16 protein-coding genes are annotated in these 20,310 nt (G+C 30.1%); 11 read left to right on the forward strand and 5 right to left on the reverse strand.

What is annotated here, in order from left to right:
- Window positions 1-31: 31 nt before the first annotated feature.
- The 9 genes from lpxD to fabG all read left to right on the forward strand — a co-directional run bounded on the left by lpxD (window position 32) and on the right by fabG (window position 10,379).
- The gene (lpxD, locus tag ACKTTC_RS03000) at window positions 32-1,072 is read left to right on the forward strand and encodes a UDP-3-O-(3-hydroxymyristoyl)glucosamine N-acyltransferase (protein ID WP_408038123.1); all 1,041 of its coding nucleotides are present in this window, start codon (window positions 32-34) and stop codon (window positions 1,070-1,072) included.
- Entirely contained in the window at window positions 1,065-2,456 is a 1,392-nt protein-coding gene (locus ACKTTC_RS03005) for a bifunctional UDP-3-O-[3-hydroxymyristoyl] N-acetylglucosamine deacetylase/3-hydroxyacyl-ACP dehydratase (RefSeq protein ID WP_408038125.1), read from the forward strand. The genes lpxD and ACKTTC_RS03005 overlap by 8 nt, the downstream gene beginning before the upstream one ends.
- Window position 2,457: 1 nt before the next feature.
- Window positions 2,458-3,243, forward strand: a complete 786-nt coding sequence (gene lpxA, locus ACKTTC_RS03010) for an acyl-ACP--UDP-N-acetylglucosamine O-acyltransferase (protein WP_408038127.1) — start codon at window positions 2,458-2,460, stop codon at window positions 3,241-3,243.
- Window positions 3,244-3,265: 22 nt separating this feature from the next.
- Complete coding sequence (gene efp / locus ACKTTC_RS03015; RefSeq protein WP_408038129.1) at window positions 3,266-3,832, forward strand: elongation factor P; 567 nt, start codon at window positions 3,266-3,268, stop codon at window positions 3,830-3,832.
- A gap of 15 nt (window positions 3,833-3,847) precedes the next feature.
- A complete protein-coding gene (locus ACKTTC_RS03020; RefSeq protein ID WP_408038131.1) occupies window positions 3,848-4,405 on the forward strand; it encodes a hypothetical protein in 558 nt (185 codons plus the stop codon).
- 23 nt (window positions 4,406-4,428) lie between these two features.
- Window positions 4,429-5,349 carry a UDP-3-O-(3-hydroxymyristoyl)glucosamine N-acyltransferase gene (locus ACKTTC_RS03025; RefSeq protein ID WP_408038133.1) on the forward strand — a complete coding sequence of 307 codons (921 nt, stop codon included), beginning with the start codon at window positions 4,429-4,431 and terminating at the stop codon, window positions 5,347-5,349.
- A gap of 67 nt (window positions 5,350-5,416) precedes the next feature.
- Window positions 5,417-6,292 carry a succinate--CoA ligase subunit alpha gene (sucD, locus tag ACKTTC_RS03030; RefSeq protein WP_408038135.1) on the forward strand — a complete coding sequence of 292 codons (876 nt, stop codon included), beginning with the start codon at window positions 5,417-5,419 and terminating at the stop codon, window positions 6,290-6,292.
- A gap of 255 nt (window positions 6,293-6,547) precedes the next feature.
- Window positions 6,548-9,529: a M16 family metallopeptidase gene (locus ACKTTC_RS03035; protein ID WP_408038137.1), complete on the forward strand. Its 2,982-nt coding sequence runs from the start codon at window positions 6,548-6,550 to the stop codon at window positions 9,527-9,529.
- A gap of 103 nt (window positions 9,530-9,632) precedes the next feature.
- The gene (gene fabG / locus ACKTTC_RS03040; RefSeq protein WP_408038139.1) at window positions 9,633-10,379 is read left to right on the forward strand and encodes a 3-oxoacyl-[acyl-carrier-protein] reductase; all 747 of its coding nucleotides are present in this window, start codon (window positions 9,633-9,635) and stop codon (window positions 10,377-10,379) included.
- Between the two features lie 454 nt (window positions 10,380-10,833).
- Here fabG and ACKTTC_RS03045 read toward each other — a convergent pair whose 3' ends face one another.
- The 3 genes from ACKTTC_RS03045 to ACKTTC_RS03055 all read right to left on the reverse strand — a co-directional run bounded on the left by ACKTTC_RS03045 (window position 10,834) and on the right by ACKTTC_RS03055 (window position 14,582).
- The gene (locus tag ACKTTC_RS03045) at window positions 10,834-13,119 is read right to left on the reverse strand and encodes a TonB-dependent receptor plug domain-containing protein (protein WP_408038141.1); all 2,286 of its coding nucleotides are present in this window, start codon (window positions 13,117-13,119) and stop codon (window positions 10,834-10,836) included.
- Window positions 13,109-14,005: a FecR family protein gene (locus tag ACKTTC_RS03050; RefSeq protein ID WP_408038143.1), complete on the reverse strand. Its 897-nt coding sequence runs from the start codon at window positions 14,003-14,005 to the stop codon at window positions 13,109-13,111. The genes ACKTTC_RS03045 and ACKTTC_RS03050 overlap by 11 nt, the downstream gene beginning before the upstream one ends.
- 61 nt (window positions 14,006-14,066) lie before the next feature.
- Complete coding sequence (locus ACKTTC_RS03055) at window positions 14,067-14,582, reverse strand: RNA polymerase sigma factor (RefSeq protein WP_408038145.1); 516 nt, start codon at window positions 14,580-14,582, stop codon at window positions 14,067-14,069.
- 129 nt (window positions 14,583-14,711) lie between these two features.
- Between ACKTTC_RS03055 and ACKTTC_RS03060 the strand changes: the two genes are divergently transcribed.
- Window positions 14,712-16,457, forward strand: a complete 1,746-nt coding sequence (locus tag ACKTTC_RS03060) for a hypothetical protein (RefSeq protein ID WP_408038147.1) — start codon at window positions 14,712-14,714, stop codon at window positions 16,455-16,457.
- 185 nt (window positions 16,458-16,642) lie between these two features.
- On the opposite strand, the gene ACKTTC_RS03065 is transcribed toward ACKTTC_RS03060, so the two are convergent.
- Window positions 16,643-17,023 (reverse strand): helix-turn-helix transcriptional regulator, encoded by a 381-nt coding sequence (locus tag ACKTTC_RS03065; protein WP_408038149.1) that lies wholly within the window; start codon window positions 17,021-17,023, stop codon window positions 16,643-16,645.
- A 569-nt stretch (window positions 17,024-17,592) separates the two neighbouring features.
- Here ACKTTC_RS03065 and ACKTTC_RS03070 point away from each other — a divergent pair.
- The gene (locus ACKTTC_RS03070) at window positions 17,593-18,831 is read left to right on the forward strand and encodes an Hsp70 family protein (protein WP_408038151.1); all 1,239 of its coding nucleotides are present in this window, start codon (window positions 17,593-17,595) and stop codon (window positions 18,829-18,831) included.
- 3 nt (window positions 18,832-18,834) lie between these two features.
- On the opposite strand, the gene ACKTTC_RS03075 is transcribed toward ACKTTC_RS03070, so the two are convergent.
- Window positions 18,835-20,256: a cytochrome P450 gene (locus ACKTTC_RS03075; protein WP_408038153.1), complete on the reverse strand. Its 1,422-nt coding sequence runs from the start codon at window positions 20,254-20,256 to the stop codon at window positions 18,835-18,837.
- Window positions 20,257-20,310: the final 54 nt, after the last annotated feature.

Genomic DNA, 20,310 nt, shown 5'->3' on the forward strand with positions numbered 1-20,310 from the left:
GTAAATAAAAAAATAGTTACTTTTGCAATTAATGAAATTTACAGCGAAACAAATAGCCAGTATTTTAGAGGGTGAAGTTGAGGGAAACCATGAAGAAACCGTTTCTAAATTATCTAAAATTGAGGAAGGTGAAAAAGGGTCTTTAACCTTTTTAGCAAACCCAAAATACAACTCATACATATATACCACAAATGCTTCTATTACAATAGTTAATAAAAGTTTTGTTCCAGAAAAGGAAATTAAAACAACATTAATTAGAGTAGAAGATGCATACAAATCGTTCTCTACATTATTAGAGTATTACAACAATGTAAAAAATAATAAGGTAGGTAGAGAAAACCCTAGTTTCATTTCTGAATCAGCAACAATTGGATCTAATGAATATATTGGCGCTTTTTCATATATAGGAGAGAACGTAAGGATAGGAGAAAATGTTAAAATTTACCCAAATTCTTACATAGGAGATAATGTAACGATAGGAGATAACTGTATTATTTTTTCTGGAGTAAAAATCTACTCAGAAACAGTTGTAGGAAATAACTGTAAAATTCATTCTGGAAGTATTATAGGATCAGATGGTTTTGGCTTTACCCCAGATGAAAATGGAGAGTATAAAGCTGTACCACAAACAGGAAATGTAATTATAGAAGATAATGTAGATATAGGCTCAAATTCAACTATAGATAGAGCTACATTAGGATCTACAATTATTAGAAAAGGAGTAAAACTCGATAACCAAATCCAAATAGCACACAATGTTGAAATTGGGAAGAATACAGTAATTGCTTCTCAAACTGGAATTGCAGGATCTACTAAAGTAGGAGAGAACTGTATGATTGGTGGTCAAGTAGGAATTGTAGGACATATTTCTATAGGAAATAATGTAAAAATACAAGCACAATCTGGAATAGGTAAAAACCTAAAGGATAATGAAGTTGTACAAGGATCTCCAGCATTTGGATATTCAGATTTTAATAAATCATATGTGCATTTTAGAAACTTACCTAAAATAATAACAACACTAAATAAACTGGAGAAAGAGTCATCTTCTCAGAAAAACCAAAATGAGTAAGAAACAAAAAACGATAGCAAACGAAATAACATTATCAGGTGTTGGGTTACATACTGGTAATGAGGTTGTCATGACTTTTAAACCTGCAGCTCCTAATCACGGATTTGCATTTAAAAGAGTAGATTTAGAAGGACAACCAATAATAGAAGCAAAAGCAGAGTATGTAACAGATACTCAAAGAGGTACTAACATGGAAAAAAATGGAGTACAAATTAATACTTCAGAACATGTTTTAGCTGCTGCTGTTGGATTAGATATTGATAATCTTTTAATTGAAATTAATGCATCTGAGCCTCCAATTATGGATGGATCTTCTAAGTTTTTTATAGAAGCACTAGAAAAAGCTGGTGTTGTAGATCAAGATGTAGATATTGATGAATATGTTGTAAAAGAGATTATCTCATATAAAGATGAAAACACAGGTAGTGAAATTATCTTAATGCCTGCAGATGAGTATCAGGTAACTGCAATGGTAGATTTCGGTACTAAAGTACTAGGAACTCAGAATGCTACATTAGAAAGAATCTCTGACTTTAAAGAAGAAATTTCTTCAGCTAGAACATTTAGTTTTTTACACGAAATTGAAATGCTTTTAGAACATAACTTAATTAAAGGAGGTGATTTAAATAATGCTATTGTATATGTAGATAAAGAATTATCTGAAGATACAACAGAAAAGCTAAAAAAAGCGTTTAAGAAAGACGATATTAAAATTAAACCTAATGGTATTCTAGATAATTTAGAGTTAAGGTGGGCTAACGAAGCCGCTAGACATAAATTATTAGATGTTGTTGGAGATTTAGCTTTAGTTGGTACTAGAATAAAGGGTAAGGTAATTGCAAATAAGCCAGGACATTTAGTAAATACTACATTTGCTAAAAAGCTAGCAAAAATCATTAAAAAGGAAAAAAGAAATAATGTTCCTACTTATGATTTAAGCCAGCCACCTTTAATGGATATCCATAAAATCATGGATATTTTACCACACAGACCACCATTTTTATTAGTAGATAGAATTTTAGAATTAACTGATAATTATGTGGTTGGAATGAAAAATGTTACAATGAATGAAGATTTCTTTGTTGGACATTTCCCAGGAGCACCAGTAATGCCAGGTGTTTTACAAATTGAAGCAATGGCACAAGCTGGAGGTGTGTTAGTATTAACATCTGTTCCTGATCCTGAGAATTATTTAACTTATTTTATGAAAATAGATAAGGTAAAATTCAAGCAAAAAGTATTACCAGGAGATACATTAATTTTTAAGAGTGAATTAATAACGCCAATTAGAAGAGGAATTGCACATATGCAAGCCTACGCTTATGCAAACGGAAAATTAGTTGCAGAAGCAGAACTAATGGCACAAATAAGTAAAGTAAAATAGTATGAATCAACCTTTAGCATACGTACATCCCCAAGCAAAAATTGCTAGAAATGTTGTAATAGAGCCATTTTCAACCATACATGCAAATGTAGAAATCGGTTCTGGTACATGGATTGGTTCTAATGTAACAATAATGGAAGGAGCGAGAATTGGAGAAAATTGTAGAATTTTCCCTGGAGCAGTTATTTCTGCTATTCCGCAAGATTTGAAATTTAATGATGAGGAAACTACAGTAGAAATTGGAAACAATGTTACTATACGTGAATGTGTTACAATTAACCGAGGTACAGCTGATAGGTTAAAAACTGTTATAGGAGACAACTGTTTGGTAATGGCATACTGCCATATAGCACACGATTGTATCGTCGGAAATAACTGTATTTTTTCTAATAACTCAACATTAGCTGGACATGTAACAATTGGAGACAATGTTGTTCTAGCAGGAATGGTAGCTGTACATCAATTTGCTTCTGTAGGTAATCATGCTTTTGTTACAGGAGGATCTTTAGTACGTAAAGATGTACCACCATATGTAAAAGCGGCTCGTGAACCCTTATCTTATGTAGGAATTAACTCAATTGGTTTACGCAGAAGAGGCTACACTACTGAAAAAATTAGAGAGATTCAAGACATTTACAGAATCTTATTTCAAAAAAACTATAATAACTCTCAAGCAATTGAGATTATTGAAGCAGAAATGCAAGCAACACGTGAAAGAGACGAAATAATTCAATTCATAAAAGATTCTCATAGAGGAATTATGAAAGGATATTATAAAACAAATTAATCAATCAATTTAATAAAGAATAATGGCATCAACTTCAGATATTAAAAAAGGATTATGCATTAAGTATAATAGCGATATTTTTAAAATTATAGAATTTTTACATGTAAAACCTGGTAAAGGACCTGCATTTGTAAGAACAAAATTAAAAAGTGTAACTACAGGAAAAGTAATAGATAATACATTTTCAGCAGGACACAAAATTGAAGATGTACGTGTAGAAACACATAAATTTCAGTATTTATACGCAGAAGGAGATGATTTACATTTCATGAATACAGATGACTACAACCAAATTACTTTGGAGAGAAAAGTTGTAGATGGTTCTGAATTTATGAAAGAAGGAGAAGTTGTAACTATTTTAATTAACACTGAAGATGGATTACCACTTTCTGTAGAAATGCCATCTCATGTAATATTAGAAGTAACACATACAGAACCTGGTGTTAAAGGAAATACAGCAACAAATGCAACAAAACCAGCGACTGTTGAAACTGGAGCAAGAGTTAATGTACCTTTATTTATTAACGAAGGAGACAAAATTAAAATTGATACAGAAAAAGGAGCATATTCTGAAAGAATTAAAGAATAGTAAAATAGAATTAGTATGAGAAAATTATTTTTCCTTGCTTTTGTAGCAATTATTGGTTTATCTTCTTGTGATACACCTGTTAAAGAAACTAAGAAAGATTTAAAAGAAGTTAAAGTAGCTAATCTTTATACGATTTCTGTTCCAGACTTTATGAAAGAAATGAAGAACCTAAATAAGGATGCTTCATTACAATATGGAAATACTGATACAGATGTATTTACAATTGTTGTTGACGAAAAACAACAAGAATTTGTAACTGCTTTCAAAGAGCATGGCACATATGATGATGCAAAATCACTTTTGGAAAACTATAGTAATAGCCAAATAGAAAGCTTTAAAGAAACTATTAAAAGTTTAAAGGTTACGCCTACAGATGTTAAAGAGATAAACGGAAGTAAAGCAGAGCAATACGTTTTAAGAGGTGTTACAGATGATTTAGAAGCAGGATACCTTGTTTCTTTTATTAAAGGTAAAGAGAATATTTTTATGGTTATGTCTTGGACTACAGGAGACGGTATTAAAAAATATGATGAGGCGTTCCGTTTAATGCACAGTACGTTTAAATTATTATAATAAGTATATAAATCTGCGTTAGAGTGAAATTTAAAGAAACGCAAACTTTAAAAGATATAGCAGCATTAATTAATGCAGAATTTGTAGGCGAAGCTTCTTTTCCTATAACAGGATTGAACGAAATTCATGTCGTAGAAGAAGGTGAAATTGTTTTTGTAGATCACCCAAAATACTACGATAAGGCCTTAAATTCAAAAGCTACTACAATTTTAATCAATAAAGAAGTTACCTGCCCAGCAGGTAAATCTTTATTGATTTCTGATGATCCCTTTAGAGATTTTAATAAAATAACTAAACATTTCAACCCTTTTATAGCTTCAAAAGAAAGTATTTCTAATACAGCAATTATTGGAGAAGGAACTATCATCCAACCTAATGTTTTTATAGGCGAAGATATAGTTATAGGTAAGAATTGTATTATCCATGCGAATGTTTCTATTAATAACAATTGTATAATTGGTGATAATGTGACAATACATTCCAATACAGTTTTAGGAAGTAATGCATTCTATTATAAAAATAGACCAGAAGGATTTGATCCATTAGTTTCTGGTGGAAGAGTTGTTATTGAAGACAATGTTGATTTAGGAGCTTCTTGTACAATCGATAGAGGTGTAACAGGAGATACAACTATTGGCAAAGGGACTAAAATAGACAACCAAGTACATGTTGGACACGATACCATAATTGGTAAAAAGTGTTTGATAGCTGCACAAACAGGAATTGCAGGTTGTACCGTTATAGAAGACGAAGTAACTATATGGGGACAGGTAGGTGTTGTAAGTGGTTTACATATAGAAAAAGGAACTGTGTTAATGGCACAAACAGGGGTAATGAAATCGTTAAAAAAAGGAGTCTATTTTGGTACGCCACAGCGTGAATTTAGACAGACAATGCGAGAAGTTATCTATTTAAAAAACGAAGTAAATAAACATAAAAAGTAACAATAATTTAATTGGTAGAACTCAATTAAAAAACTATTTTTGCTTGACTTAAATTAAAAATAAACCAATGAGCGTTTTAGTAAATAAAGATTCAAAAATTATTGTACAAGGATTTACAGGAAGTGAAGGTACTTTCCATGCTGGTCAAATGATTGAATATGGAACTAACATTGTAGGTGGAGTTACACCAGGTAAAGGAGGACAAGAGCACTTAGGTAAGCCTGTATTTAATACTGTAGACGAAGCAGTACAAAAAGTAGGAGCAGATACTTCAATTATTTTTGTACCACCAGCATTTGCTGCTGATGCAATTATGGAATCTGCTGAAGCTGGAATCAAAGTAATTATTTGTATTACTGAAGGAATTCCTACTGCAGACATGGTTAAAGTGAAATCTTATATTGATGCTAAAGAAGATTGTACTTTAGTTGGACCTAACTGTCCAGGAGTTATTACTCCAGAAGAAGCTAAAGTTGGAATTATGCCAGGGTTTATCTTCAAAAAAGGTAAAGTTGGAATCGTTTCTAAATCAGGAACATTAACATATGAAGCTGCTGATCAAGTAGTAAAGCAAGGGTACGGAATTACTACAGCAATTGGAATTGGTGGAGATCCAATCATCGGAACTACTACTAAAGAAGCTGTAGAATTATTAATGAATGACGATGAAACTGAAGCAATCGTAATGATTGGAGAAATTGGTGGACAATTAGAAGCTGAAGCTGCTCGTTGGATTAAAGCTGATGGAAACCGTAAGCCTGTTGTAGGATTTATTGCAGGACAAACTGCCCCTGCAGGTAGAACAATGGGACACGCTGGTGCTATTGTTGGTGGAGCTGATGATACTGCGCAAGCAAAAATGAAAATTTTAGCAGAAAATGGAGTACACGTTGTTGAGTCTCCTGCTAAAATTGGAGAAATGGTAGCAAAAGTTTTAGCGTAAGCGTTAAAATATTTATAAAATTATCACGTTTTTAGTCCGAATGCTATACATTAGCATTCGGATTTTTTATGGAATAAATTCTCTGTATTAAAAAATATGCTAAGATAAAATGAAAAGGAAAGTGACTGCTATAAGTAGATTGTTAATAAGGGGATTAGCATTTAATAATAAAAAAACAAAACAAATTTACTGTACATTTTTAAGTATAATAGATTTGTAACTAATCAATATATTAATCTAAATTCACAATAAGCAATGAAAAAAATGAGTAAATTCTTTATTGCTTCGTTACTAGCCATATTTATAATTGGCTGTAAGGAAAGCAATACGAATTCTTCTAATGGCGAAGTTAAAGCCGAAGAGCATAAAGATGCCAATGGCTTTAATTATGTTACCTATACAAACGACCCAACAGGTTTACGATTATATACTTTAGATAATGGACTAAAAGTATATTTAGCGCAAAACTTTAAAGAGCCTAAAATTCAAACATTTATTCCTGTAAGAGCAGGATCTGTATACGATCCATCTGATAACACTGGTTTAGCTCATTACCTTGAGCATATGGTTTTTAAAGGAACAGATGAAATTGGTTCTGTAGATTATGAAAAAGAAAAGGTAGAACTTAAAAAAATCTCTGACTTATACGAGAAACATAAAGCAGAACAAGACCCTGAAAAGAAACTAGAAATCTATAAAGAAATAGATAAAGTTTCTCATGAAGCCTCTAAGCTAGCAATTGCTAATGAATACGATAATATGATTAGTGGGCTAGGAGCTCAAGGAACTAATGCATGGACATGGCATGAAGAAACAGTATATGTTAATAAAATACCAGCTAATGAGTTGGATAAATGGTTAAAAATTGAAGGAGAGCGTTTTAGCCAATTAGTATTACGTTTATTTCATACAGAATTAGAAGCAGTATACGAAGAATTTAACAGAGCACAGGATAATGATTTTAGAAGATCTAACTATGCGTTAATGGATGCTTTATTTCCAAATCATCCTTATGGTCAACAACCAACAATTGGAGTTTCTGAGCATTTAAAGAACCCTTCTATGGAAGCGATTCAAGCTTATTTTAAAAAGTACTATGTACCTAATAACATGGCTGTTATTTTAGTAGGTGATTTAAAATTTGATGAAACAATTCAAAAAGTAAATGATGCTTTTGGTAAAATGGAACCTAAGGAAGTTACGTATCCAGAAAGACCAACTGAAGCTCCTATGGAAAAGCACATCGTAAGGGATGTTACAGGACCAGAAGCTGCAAGAGCTAGTATTGCTTTCCGTAGTAAAGGAATTGGTTCTAAAGATGAAAAATATCTTACAATTATAGATATGATCTTAAATAATAGTACAGCAGGTCTTATCGATTTAAATTTAAATCAAAAGCAAAAAGTACAAAGTGCAGGAAGTTATACTTCATTCATGAACGACTATGGAATGCACCAATTATATGTTACACCTAAAAATGGGCAATCTCTAAAAGAAGCTACAGATCTAGTGTTAGGTCAGATAGAAAAAGTAAAAAAAGGAGAATTTGACGATTGGTTAATTGAAGCAGTTGTAAATGATTTAAAATTAAGTCAAACAAGACAAACTTCAAATGCATCTTCAGTAGCAAGCGAATATGTAAATGCGTTTGTACACTTCCAAGACTGGGGAGATAAAGTAAAGTTTATTAATGAGTTAAGAAAGATCAAAAAAGAAGATTTAGTAGCGTTTGCAAACGATTTTTATAAAGAAAATTATGTAGTTGTTAATAAAAATCAAGGTAAGATCGATGATTTGGTTAAAGTGCCAAAACCAAAAATTACACCTAATAAATTAAATAGAGATAAAGTTTCTGATTTTGTAGCCAACATTAACAAGATGGAGTCTCCAAAATTAGAACCAAAGTTTTTAGATTATAAAAAGGCAATTAAAAAGTCTAAAATGTCTAATGGTCTTGAGGTAGAGTATATCGAAAATGCAGATAATGATTTAGCACAATTATACATCATTTTTGATATGGGTAAAGACCATAATAAGAAACTTCCTATTGCTGTAGGATATTTAGAATACTTAGGAACAGATAAATATACACCTGAAGAACTTAAAAAAGAGTTTTATAAATTAGGAATTAACTATGGAGTAAGTTCAGGATCAGATCGTTCATATGTTTATTTATCTGGATTAAGAGAAAACTTAGATAAAGGATTAGCTTTATTAGAAGAATTATGGGCTAATGCAAAACCAGATCAAGAAACATACACAAAATATGTAGATAAAATTGCTAAGCGTCGTAATGATACCAAAGCAAATAAAGGACAAATCATGTGGAATGGTTTAATGAGTTACGGACAATATGGTGAAAACTCTCGCTTAAGAGATATCTATACAATTGAGGAGTTAAATAAATTTGATCCAGCTGAATTAGTAGACTTAGTAAAAGATTTAAAGAATTACAAACACAGAGTTTTCTACTATGGTAAAGATTTAGACCAAGCTAAAACGGCATTAGAAAATAATCACGCTGTTGTAGTAGCAGATTTAAAAGAATATCCTGAGAAGAAAGTATACGAAAACACGAAAACAGGAGACAATGTATACTTTGTAGATTATGATATGGTGCAAGCTGAAATGTTATTTTTAGCAAAAGGAGAGGAGTTCGATCCTGAAAAAATGGCAGTTTCTGCATTATTCAATAACTATTTTGGTAGTGGATTATCTTCTATCGTTTTCCAAGAGATTCGTGAGTCTAAATCTTTAGCATATTCGGCATTTGCAGCTTATAGTAATGCATCAGAAAAAGGAAATCCAAACTATGTGTATGCATATATTGGAACTCAAGCAAATAAAATTCCAGATGCTGTAGATGCAATGATGGATTTAATGACAAATATGCCTGAAGCAGAAAAACAATTTAATGCAGCAAAAGCAGCGGCATTAAAAAAGATTGCAGCTGAAAGAATTAACGATACAGGAATTTTCTGGGCATATGAAAGCTTAAAGAAAAAAGGTATCGATAATGATAACAGAGAGAAAATTTACAATGCTATTAAGAACATGACTATGGAAGACCTTAGAAATTTCTTCAATAATAATATCAAAGGTCAAGATTATAATATCATGGTAGTAGCAAATAAAAAAGATATTGATTTAAAGGCACTTTCTAAATTAGGAAAAATTAAAGAAATGGATGTAGATTATCTATTTAATTATGAAAAACCTAAGAAAGTAAAACTTTAAAAATAGATTTTTAATAATACTAAAAAAGCGTTCTTTATTGAACGCTTTTTTTATACAATCAAATTAAACTTTTATATTTGGCACATTAAAAACAACAACTGAAATGAAACTTTTAGAAAATAAAACAGCTATAGTTACTGGAGCAACCAGAGGTATTGGAAGAGGAATTGCTATTGAGTTTGCAAAGCAAGGAGCCAATGTTGCTTTTACATATAACTCATCTGTAGATGCTGCTAATGCTTTAGAAAATGAATTAAAAGAATTAGGAGTGAATGCTAAAGGATACCAATCTAACGCTGCTGAATTTGATGCAGCTCAAGAATTAGCAAAGAATGTACTTGAAGAATTCGGAACTATAGATATATTAGTGAACAACGCAGGAATTACAAAGGATAACTTATTAATGCGTATTTCTGAAGACGATTTTGATAAAGTAATTCAAGTAAATTTAAAATCTGTATTCAACTTAACAAAGGCTGTTATCAGACCAATGATGAAGCAAAGAGCAGGTTCTATTATTAACATGAGTTCTGTAGTTGGATTAAAAGGAAATGCAGGTCAAGCAAATTATGCAGCTTCTAAAGCAGGAATTTTAGGTTTCTCTAAGTCAGTTGCTTTAGAATTAGGATCTAGAAATATTCGTAGTAATGTAGTAGCTCCAGGATTTATTGAAACTGAAATGACAGCAAAGTTAGATGAGAAAGTAGTTGAAGGTTGGAGAAATGAAATTCCATTAAAAAGAGGAGGATCTCCAAAAGATATTGCAGATGCTTGTGTATTCTTAGCTTCAGATATGAGTAGTTATATTACAGGACAAACATTATCTGTAGATGGTGGTATGCTAACTTAAAATTTAGCCAAATATAAAAAATAATAAAAGCTGCTCTTTTTATAGAAGAGTAGCTTTTTTGTTTTTAGTTAAAATATTTTTTGAATATCCGTATCGAATCATGATTACGTTTTTAACATCATTCCTAATTTATTTAAGAATCTCATTATATTATTAAATAATGATTTGGAATAAGAGTCTGGAAAAATTCAGATTGACATTTGTTATGCGAATAATGATTAAATGGTTTGCAAAAAAACAGAATTTACTGTCAATTTCAAGATGCTCTCAGAATTTAATATTCTGTATCATTGTCCAGAAATTTTTAAATACGCGATTCTCAGCGAGTGGGAATCAACTGTATTTAAATAGCTTTTTATTATTTTAAATAAAAGTTTGATTGTTTTGTTTAATGATGTGTAAATCTAATGTTTCTGAATCTAATTATTTTTTTTGTTTATGATGTTTTTTTAAACTAAAATTCAATTCTAAAACTAGCATTAGGTGTAATTCGAAGAGAAATATTTTCAATTTCTGATATACTGCTATTTTCTATATCATAATACACATTTAATAAATTTCTTTTATCTAAAATACTCCATAGTGAAAGTCCACTTGTTGCTTTAGCATTTCCTATTTTAAAACTATAATTTACAGAAGTATCCAAACGCAAATAATCAGTAATTCTAGAACTATTAGGATTTTCATAAATAATTCCATCGCCAAGAGGAGTAATATCTACTGGTCTTGTAAAAGGCTTTCCAGTAAACCAATGGACTCCCAATGCGAATTTTAAATCTTTATAAGTATACGTACCTGCTAAATTAATTACGTTTCTAATATCCACGTTATTAGGAAAACTCTCAGCATTATTTAAAGAGTTAAAAGCATAATTATTAACGTTGTAACTGTAACTTAACCAGGTGTTTATATTTTTAAATTTCTTATTAATTAAGAAGTCAATTCCTTGAATTTTATAGCTTCCAATATCGTTCATAAACTGAAATTGATTTTGGAACCCTTGACTTCTAGCAGTAATTCCATCTACATCTTTTATATACACCTCGCCACTAATAAGAAGATCATTTTCTTTATAAGAAATGCCTAAACTTAATTGTTTACTGGTAATAATTGGAACCGTACTGTTATTTGCTAAAATCCAACGTCTTTTTTCTATCCCTAAAAAATCATCCTGTAAATCAATAATTTGAGATACTGCTTGACTTTTAAGTTCTCCTGTAGCTAACAATCTGAAATTCGGAAGAAATTTATAGTTAAATGAAAACCTAGGTTCAATAGAAAATCGATTAAACTTATCAAAATAATTAGCTCGTATTCCAGCTTTTAAGCTAATATTATGTGATGTATAATTATATTGACCATATAATGCATGCGTTAGTAATACTTGCTTGATAAACCTACGGAAAAAAGGATTATCTACATGTTCTAAATTACTAATAGCAACTTGAGAAAACTGATAACCAGCCATTAAAGAAGTATTAGAGTTTAGTGTATATGCCGTTTCTATTTGCAATCCATTATCTTGAATTTCATTTTCTTGCTCTAAAATTTGCTGATTTTGAATATCTGCATTTTTTGAAGACAAATTATAGTATGTAAAATATTTTTGAACACGAGTAGTTAGTCGATCGTGCCATTTTCTTGTGTACGTTATACCGGTTGTAACGTTATTTTGATTTAATCGACTGTCTAATTCTTGATCTTGAATAGTTCCAGTCAAAACTTCATTATATGATAAGTTATTATCAATATTCAAGAAAACTAATTGCAATTTATCATCAGGAGTAATATCCCATATAAATTTTCCATAAACATCGTGAAAACGAAAATTTTCATCTTTTACTAAAAGGCTATTGTTATTTAAAAGTGCACTTAAATCAGAATCTTGAAAAGCACGGTTAAAATATTGATTATAAGTCGGTGTGTCTATAAAATCGGTAATGGATCTTCTTGCGGCTAATTGTAATCCTGTTGTAGCACTAAGTGGAATAGAGGTTACTACATCTAAATTAATCAAATTGAAACCAGCGCCAATAGCAAATTCATTAGGTATTTCTTCAGGCAATTTCATGTCAATTACACTAGAAATACTCTCACCATATTTAGAACTACTACCACTTTTAGAAAGTGTAATATCATAATTTAAGTAAGGATTAAAAGCAGAAATTAAACCAAAAAAATGTCCAGTTTTATACATACGAATTCCATCAAAAAGAATTAAATTTTGATCATGTGTTCCACCTCTAATATTTATGTTAGAAATAGTTTCATCGGCACTAATAACACCTGGCAACGATTTTATAGTTTGTAAAACATCTGGTTCTATAAGTCCAGGGAGAATCCCTAACTTTTTTGTTTTGAGTTGAATAGCACCGTCGTTATTCTTTGTAATTCCAGAAGTTAAATATCCTTGTACATATACTTCATCTAGATTTTGATATCTAAATATTTGTGTTTTTTTTCGGCTAATTACAACCAATTGACTATTTAACATTTTAAAATCCAAACGGGTAGCAGCAGAAATTTTACGTAGTGCTTCTTGAAGTTGTAATGTAGATTTAGGTAATGGTGAAGTTTTATTCTCTATAATTTTATCAGCAAAAGAAAAACTAATGCCATATCGTTTTTCTAGTGCCTTTATAACATCTTTAAGCGGATATTTTTCTTCACTATTGCTTTGGGAAAATGAAGAAAAGATACCAACAAAAAGTAGGAGAATAGTTAGTAATTTAATCTTCACTTCTTAAAGTTATCGTGTTTTCATTACGTTCATAAGTAATATTCAATGGTAAAGTTATAGCTTTCAGAGCAATATCTAGATCGTCATGAATAAACTTACCAGTTATTAATTGATTAGTATCTATGCCCGCTGTTTTTACATTTACATTATATTGTCTTTCTAGTTCATTAATTACTTTTTGTAGCGGTTCGCTACTAAAATGTGTTTCGTTATTAATCCAAGAAGGAGCTGACGCAGTAGTTTTATTATTTAATAAAATGCCGGATTTAAAAGAATCTCCAGCAGATAATTCAAAATTTTTGCTGTTGTAAGTTACCATTACCAAACCTTCATAGCAAATAACTTCAAAGTCGCTTCCTCTATTTTTAACGTTGAATTCTGTACCTAAAACAGCAACAGTCCCTTTACTTGTTAACACCTTGAATTTTTCACCTTTAGCTACTTTAAAGTAAGCTTCTCCTTTAAGGTTGATTTCTCTTTTTTGCAGCCAAGTTTTTTCATTAAAACTAATTTCAGACATAGCATTAATTAAGACCTCTGAAGTATCTGGCAATAAAGTAGTTATTTTTTCTGAAGCTAGTGCTTTAACAGTAGTTTCTTTATTGGCAAATAAGTAGTAATAGAAAAGACTAAATCCAATTACTAAAATAGCAGCAATACGACTTAATGGTATCCACATTTTTCGGATTTTATTTTTTGGCGCACGCTTTTTATCTAGCAAAGAAATCAACATTTGGTCCGTGTCTATATCTGGAGCCTTAAAATGCTGCAAACCTTTAGATAATTTGATTAATTCATCATAATCATCAAGCGCTTCAAATAATTTTAATTCCTCAGAATTCAAATCATTATCTAACCATTTCTTTATTAATACTGCTCTTTCCATACGATTACTTATTATTATAACAAGTTAGATTTAAAAATTCCTACCCTCACTATATAAAATTTTACAATCCATCTATTTCTTCTCTTAGTTTTCTTAAAGCTCCGTAAATTCTTTTTTCTACTGCTTTAACCGAAATTCCTAGGATTTCCGAAATCTCCTTAAATCGTTTTCCCTCAACTCTATTTAGCATAAAAGCAACTCTTTGTGCTTCAGTTAAGTTAGCAAGTGCCATTTCAATTTTTTCTAGATACTCTTTTTCTTCTAGTAAAAACTCAGGAGATTCATTGGTATGCTTCTTTTTTGGGATTTCATGATATTTCAACTTTACTTTTTCACGGTTTAGCTGATTAATCATTAAATTATTAGCTGTAGTGTATAAAAAGCTCTTTGCTTTTTCTGGGATTATTTTATGACAATTTTGCCAAACTTTTAAAAACGCTTCTTGTACCTTATCTTCAGGGTTCAATAACTCTCCATATTTATAATAGAGAAAATGGTATAAGCTTTTTGCGTTTTTAGAGAAAAATGAAGCAAAAAAGTTTTCGTTACAAATATCTTTGTTAGTAGGTTTTTCCATTAAACTATTAACATAATTTTTCTAAAATTAAAAAAAAATAAATACGAGGGTAGGAATTTTTAAAGGTTCCTTGTTTTAGATATAAACAAGTCATTTAAATAATTTCTAATTTGTAAAAATATATTAACCATGAAAACAAGTAGCTATTTTAACCCCTTTAAATTTTTAGCCTTAGCTTTATTCATTAGTATATACTCTTGTCAGCAAGAAACAATAGATATATCACAACCTAATGCTAATGAAACTCTTAAAGCTAATTCTTCATTAACAACGTTAATTAGTCGTACATCTACAAACGATGGTTCTAAAGATAATATTATAGATAGAGCTAATTGCTTAGAAGTAAAACTTCCAGTAACTGTAGTAGTCAATAATATAGAAATTATTATAGACTCAGAGGAAGATTTTGATACAATTGAGGAGATTTTTGAAGAATTTGATAATGACATAGATCAGTTAAATATTCAATTTCCAGTAACAATTATATCTAGTGATTTTACAGAAACAGTAATTAATAATGAAGCTGAATTAGAAGAACTAATCAGCTCTTGTGTAGGAGAAAATCAAGATGATGATGACATTGAGTGTATCGATTTTAAATATCCTATTTCTATCTCAATTTTTAATACTTCTTTTGATGTAATTGAAACAAAGACAATAAATAATGATAAAGAATTATTCCGTTTTATTAAAAATTTAGATGATAATGTATTAGCTAGTTTAAACTTTCCTGTAGCAATGGTATTAGCAGATGGTTCTACTGTAGTAGTTAATAACAATCAAGAATTAGAGCGTGTTATAAACGAAGCTAAAGATAGTTGTGACGAAGATGATGATTATGATTATGACGATGATGATAATGACTGTGATATTACTTCAGTTAAGAGAAATCTTAAAGAATGTATATGGGAAATAAAAAGGCATAGTACAAATACAGATCTAGTAGCATACAGGTTTAAGTTTAAAGATGATTTTACATTTAAAGCGTTTAATAGTAATGGTGTTGAGAAAGGTAGCGGTACATGGACAGTTGAAGAAACTAGTAATGGTGCATTGGCTGTAAAATTTGAAACGAATGCAACAAATGCAGTTGAAAGTTTTATTGGAGAATGGAAAATCTTAGAGTGTGGCGATAATTTCTTAGAATTAGATAGAGGTAATAGCGACATCATGAAAATTAAAAAGAAATGTCCAGATGTAAGAGTAGGTGCTTTTAAAGAAGTAATTACAGAATGTAACTGGTTAATCTCATATTTAGAAGTTAATGGTGAAAATGTACAAGAAAACTATGCTGAATATGTATTTAACTTTAACGAAGATGGAACATTTGTAGCAAAAGATGGAACTACCGAACATGAAGGAACTTGGGTTACACAAGAAGTTGCTACAGGTGGAATAGCAGTTTCATTATCTTCTTCTACATTAACTAATGATATTAACGATTATTATTTATTAACTCGTTTAGATGAAGATATAGTGCATTTACAAGGAGAGCAAAATCATTTATTAAAATTTAAGAGATCTTGTCCTAATGATGGAGATATAAATGTGAATAGAGTAAAGGATATTGTAACAGCTGTAGATGTATGGAAAATAAAGTATTTAGAAGTAGATGGAGTAGATAAGACTTCAGAATATAATACCGTATTTTTATTTAAAGAAGATGGAACGATTGTAGCTGAAGGAAATGGGGAAAATTACACAGGAACTTGGGAAGCTGAGCAATTAGCAGACGGTTCTGTTAAGTTTACAATTGTGTCTGATAATTTACCTAATAATCATATAGGTAATTTTACAGTTACATATGTGAACAATGAAAAGATTTATTTAAAAGGATCTAATAATAACATCCTTAAATTAGAAAAAGAATCGTAGTATAAATTACTGCTTAACTACGTTTCGAGTTTGCAAACCGCTCTATTGTGCCATAGTAGAGCGGTTTTTTATGCTATAATTTTAAACAGCTCTTCCATTATTTGGCTATATAAAAACAAATAAGTCTGTATTTTCATACAGACTTATTTTTTCTAGGGGATTATTTAAAAAGTAATTCTAGGGAACTACTTGTCAAATGCGTCGAAAGTACCATCGTCATATAATAAGATTACTTTTCTTAATATGCGTGGTTTACCATCTGAAAAGTTATTGCTTTTTTTCTGATTATCAAAATTATTTTCTTCTTGCTTAACTTCAGTTATTTTTTGACTAAATAGGGAAGGCTTTTCTGATATTGTCTTAGGAAAGCTTCCTTTACCGTATAAAAGCCAATCAAGCTCGACTTCATCAAAGGCTTTATCAACTTTTATAATAAAATCTAAGCTAGGTTTATTCCTTCCAGAAAGTAAATGAGAAATACTAGATCTAGGGACATCAATTTTCTCTGCAAAATTAGAGGAAGTCAAATTATAATAATCTAATATGAGTTTTAAGCGATCTATCATAAGTGTTACAAATGTAAACTACGTGTTTGTTTACGATTGTAAATATAACAAAGTTTACAAAGATAAACAAGTGTGTTAATCAAAAAATATGGTTTAGAGCAATAGTCATAATAAACCAACACGTTAAATGAATGCAGATAAATAATTAAAATAGAGTGGTTTAGGTATTTGCTATAAGATAAATCTATAACACCTTAAAAATAAAGGTTTTATCTTTTTATACAATTGTAAAACAGTCTAAAAGTATGTTTAATACTTTAAATATGCTTGCTTTATAGCATATAGGAGGTAGATAATGCGAATAATCACTAATTATTAGACTAATATCGATGTATTATACCTTAAATAAATGACTTTAGTTAACTTAATGAGTATAACTACTGCTAATAGTTCATAATTGTAACTAAGAAATGTACCTTTTAGTTATGATTACAGTTGTTTACAATTGTAAATAGCTGCTTTTTGGAATGTTTTTGTTTTCAATCTTAAATTTTGAAAAGAAATAAGTGAGTAAAAGTTATTATAATAAATGATTGCTGTAAATTGCGCGTCTTTTTTATAATACATCGATGAAAAATATTTGCGGATTAGATTTTGGAACTTCTAACACTATAAGTACAGTATATAAGGACGGTAAAACACAAATGGTATCTTTTGAAGAAAAGAAATCGTTACCAAGTTGTGTATTTTTTCCTTTTAAGGATATTCAGAATCCTATATATGGAAGTATTGCTACAGATACTTATATAAATAATGGCTATGGTAGATATATGAAAAGTTTTAAAAGAATTTTAGGAACACCATTTTTTAAACAAGGTACAAGCTTAAAACCAGGAACAACAATTCTATTTCATAATATCATCGTGAATTATTTGAAGCATGTAAAAAAAGAAACAGAATTATTTACAGGAAAAGAAACAGACTATGTAGTGGTTGGTAAACCTGTTCGATTATCTGAAAATGAAAATGGAGCAAATTCTGGAATTACACAATTAGAAACTATTTTAAAAGATGTAGGCTATAAAAATTATTCTTTTTTAGAAGAGCCTATTGCAGCTGCTTATCATCATAAAGATAAATTGAAAGAAAAATCATTAGCTATTGTTGCAGATTTGGGTGGAGGAACTTGTGATTTTACAATTGTAGAAGTAGAAGGAAAAAATAAAGAATTACAAATATTAGCAACTTCTGGTGTTTCTTTAGGAGGAACAGATATTGATGGTAGTTTTGCATTAAAATCATTTTTCTCAGAACTTGGCTATAAAACTCCAGATAAATTAAAAGGATTATCATTACCTGATACTCCTTACAGATATGCTGCAGACTGGAATAAGATAACGACTTCACTATACACTTTAAAAACAGAGTTGTTAGTTAAAAAAATGATGGGGAATGCAAAATATAAAGAAAAAGTAACGCAATTCTATGAGTTGATTCAATACAAGAAAGCGCATTCTTTATTAGGGGAAATTGAAAATACAAAGATTAAATTATCTGATGTTGAAAAGTTTAACTTTATTAGCGAGTTTATACCTAATGATTTAACAATAACTAAAAACCTTTTAGAAGAAGCGATTAAAGATATAGTAGAAAAAATTCTAAGAACATCTTTACAGTGTTGTGAATTGGCAGGAGTACAAAAAACAAATATTGATTATCTTATTCTTACTGGCGGAACAAGTAAAATGCCTTTTATCAAAGAAATGTTTACCGACACTTTTGCGAATGCAACATTAATAGAAAACAACGCAATGGATTCTGTTGCTTTAGGTTTATTAGAAAAGGCAAAAAAAGATATTGGTTTATAAGCTTTAAGAAACTACTTTTTTAAATTTCACTTTTAAATTTTCTGGATGCACTGTAAATGCAAAGTTTTCATGAATGTTTTTTGCATCTTCATCTAAAGAAATATCAAATTGTTTACAAATACTAGAAATAGCAGCAGTCATTTCTGTTATAGATAAATGCATTCCTGGACATAATCTTGGTCCACCACCAAAAGCTTTTACTGCTTTAGGAGTATGATTTTGTAAATAAGGACATTCAGCTTTTAGCCAACGTTCTGGAATAAATTCATTTGCATTCGAAAAGTTTTCTTCTTGCATAGTAGCAAACGTATTTTGTAATATAATACTTGTGTTTTTTGGAATAGATACGTTATTCAATACTACATCTTCATTTGCCTGAAAGAATAGGATAGGAGTTGTTGGCTTTAACCGAATAGCTTCTTGTATTACCGCATTGGTGTACTTAAGTTCAGCTATTTGATCGTAACTTTCTGGAGTTTCATTTTTGTAAACCGATAAAGCTTCACTTCTAATTTTTGTTACAATTTCTGGATACTGTGCCAAATAAAATAGAGTCCATGCTAAAGTATTTGATGTAGTGTCTTCCCCTGCAATAAGCATTGCAATTACATTTCCGTACAGAGTTTTTTCATCAAAAACACTATTTTCTTTTTCGCTTTCAATTAGTAAAGCTTCTAAAAAATTAGAAGGATTTGCTCGTAAACTTTCATCATTTTCTAATCTCTTTTTTGCATCTTTAATAAAACCGTTTACAATTTCTTCTATTGCCTTTAAAGATTTTTTTAGTGATTTGTCTTTTTTCGATGGGAAATATCTCCAAATTGGAAAGGCAGATGTAATTCGTTTATTAATTGTAGGAAAAATGAGTTCCAAATGATTTTGAAAACTATCTTCTTTATTTTCTAGTGTGTTTAATTGATATCCAAAAGCAATTTCAGTAGTAACATCTATAGTAAAAGCTATAAAATCGTGTAAAATCTCAACAGACTCTTCTGAATTTTGATATGAATTAATTTTAGTGATTAAATTTTGAACTTTACTTTGAATAATAGGGTAGTAGCCCTTAACTTTTTTTACATTTAAAGCTTCCGATACTGGTTTGCGCTGTTTTCTCCAATGCGCACCTTCAGCATTAAAAACAGTATGTAATCCCATTTCTACAAAAACTTCATCAATTTTAGAAAGTCTTCTAAATTTGGTTGGTCGCTGACGTAAAATTGCTGCATTCAAATCAGTACTTGCAGAAACTAATGCTTTTATAGGTCCTAGCTTAATAGTATACAGCTCTCCATATTCTTTTGCCCAATCCTCAAGAATTCGATGTTTATTTTTTTTCTTGAAATCATTTAAATTTCCTGAAAGAAACTTTCCCTTGGGAGTTTTCAAATCATTTAAAGTAATAGGGGAGTTCTGTACAGTTTTCATAATTAGTTAAAGAGAAAGTTACATTAGAATACGATTTCAATAAACGAAAAAACC

This window comes from Tenacibaculum amylolyticum (assembly GCF_964511145.1).
Taxonomy (GTDB): domain Bacteria; phylum Bacteroidota; class Bacteroidia; order Flavobacteriales; family Flavobacteriaceae; genus Polaribacter; species Polaribacter amylolyticum.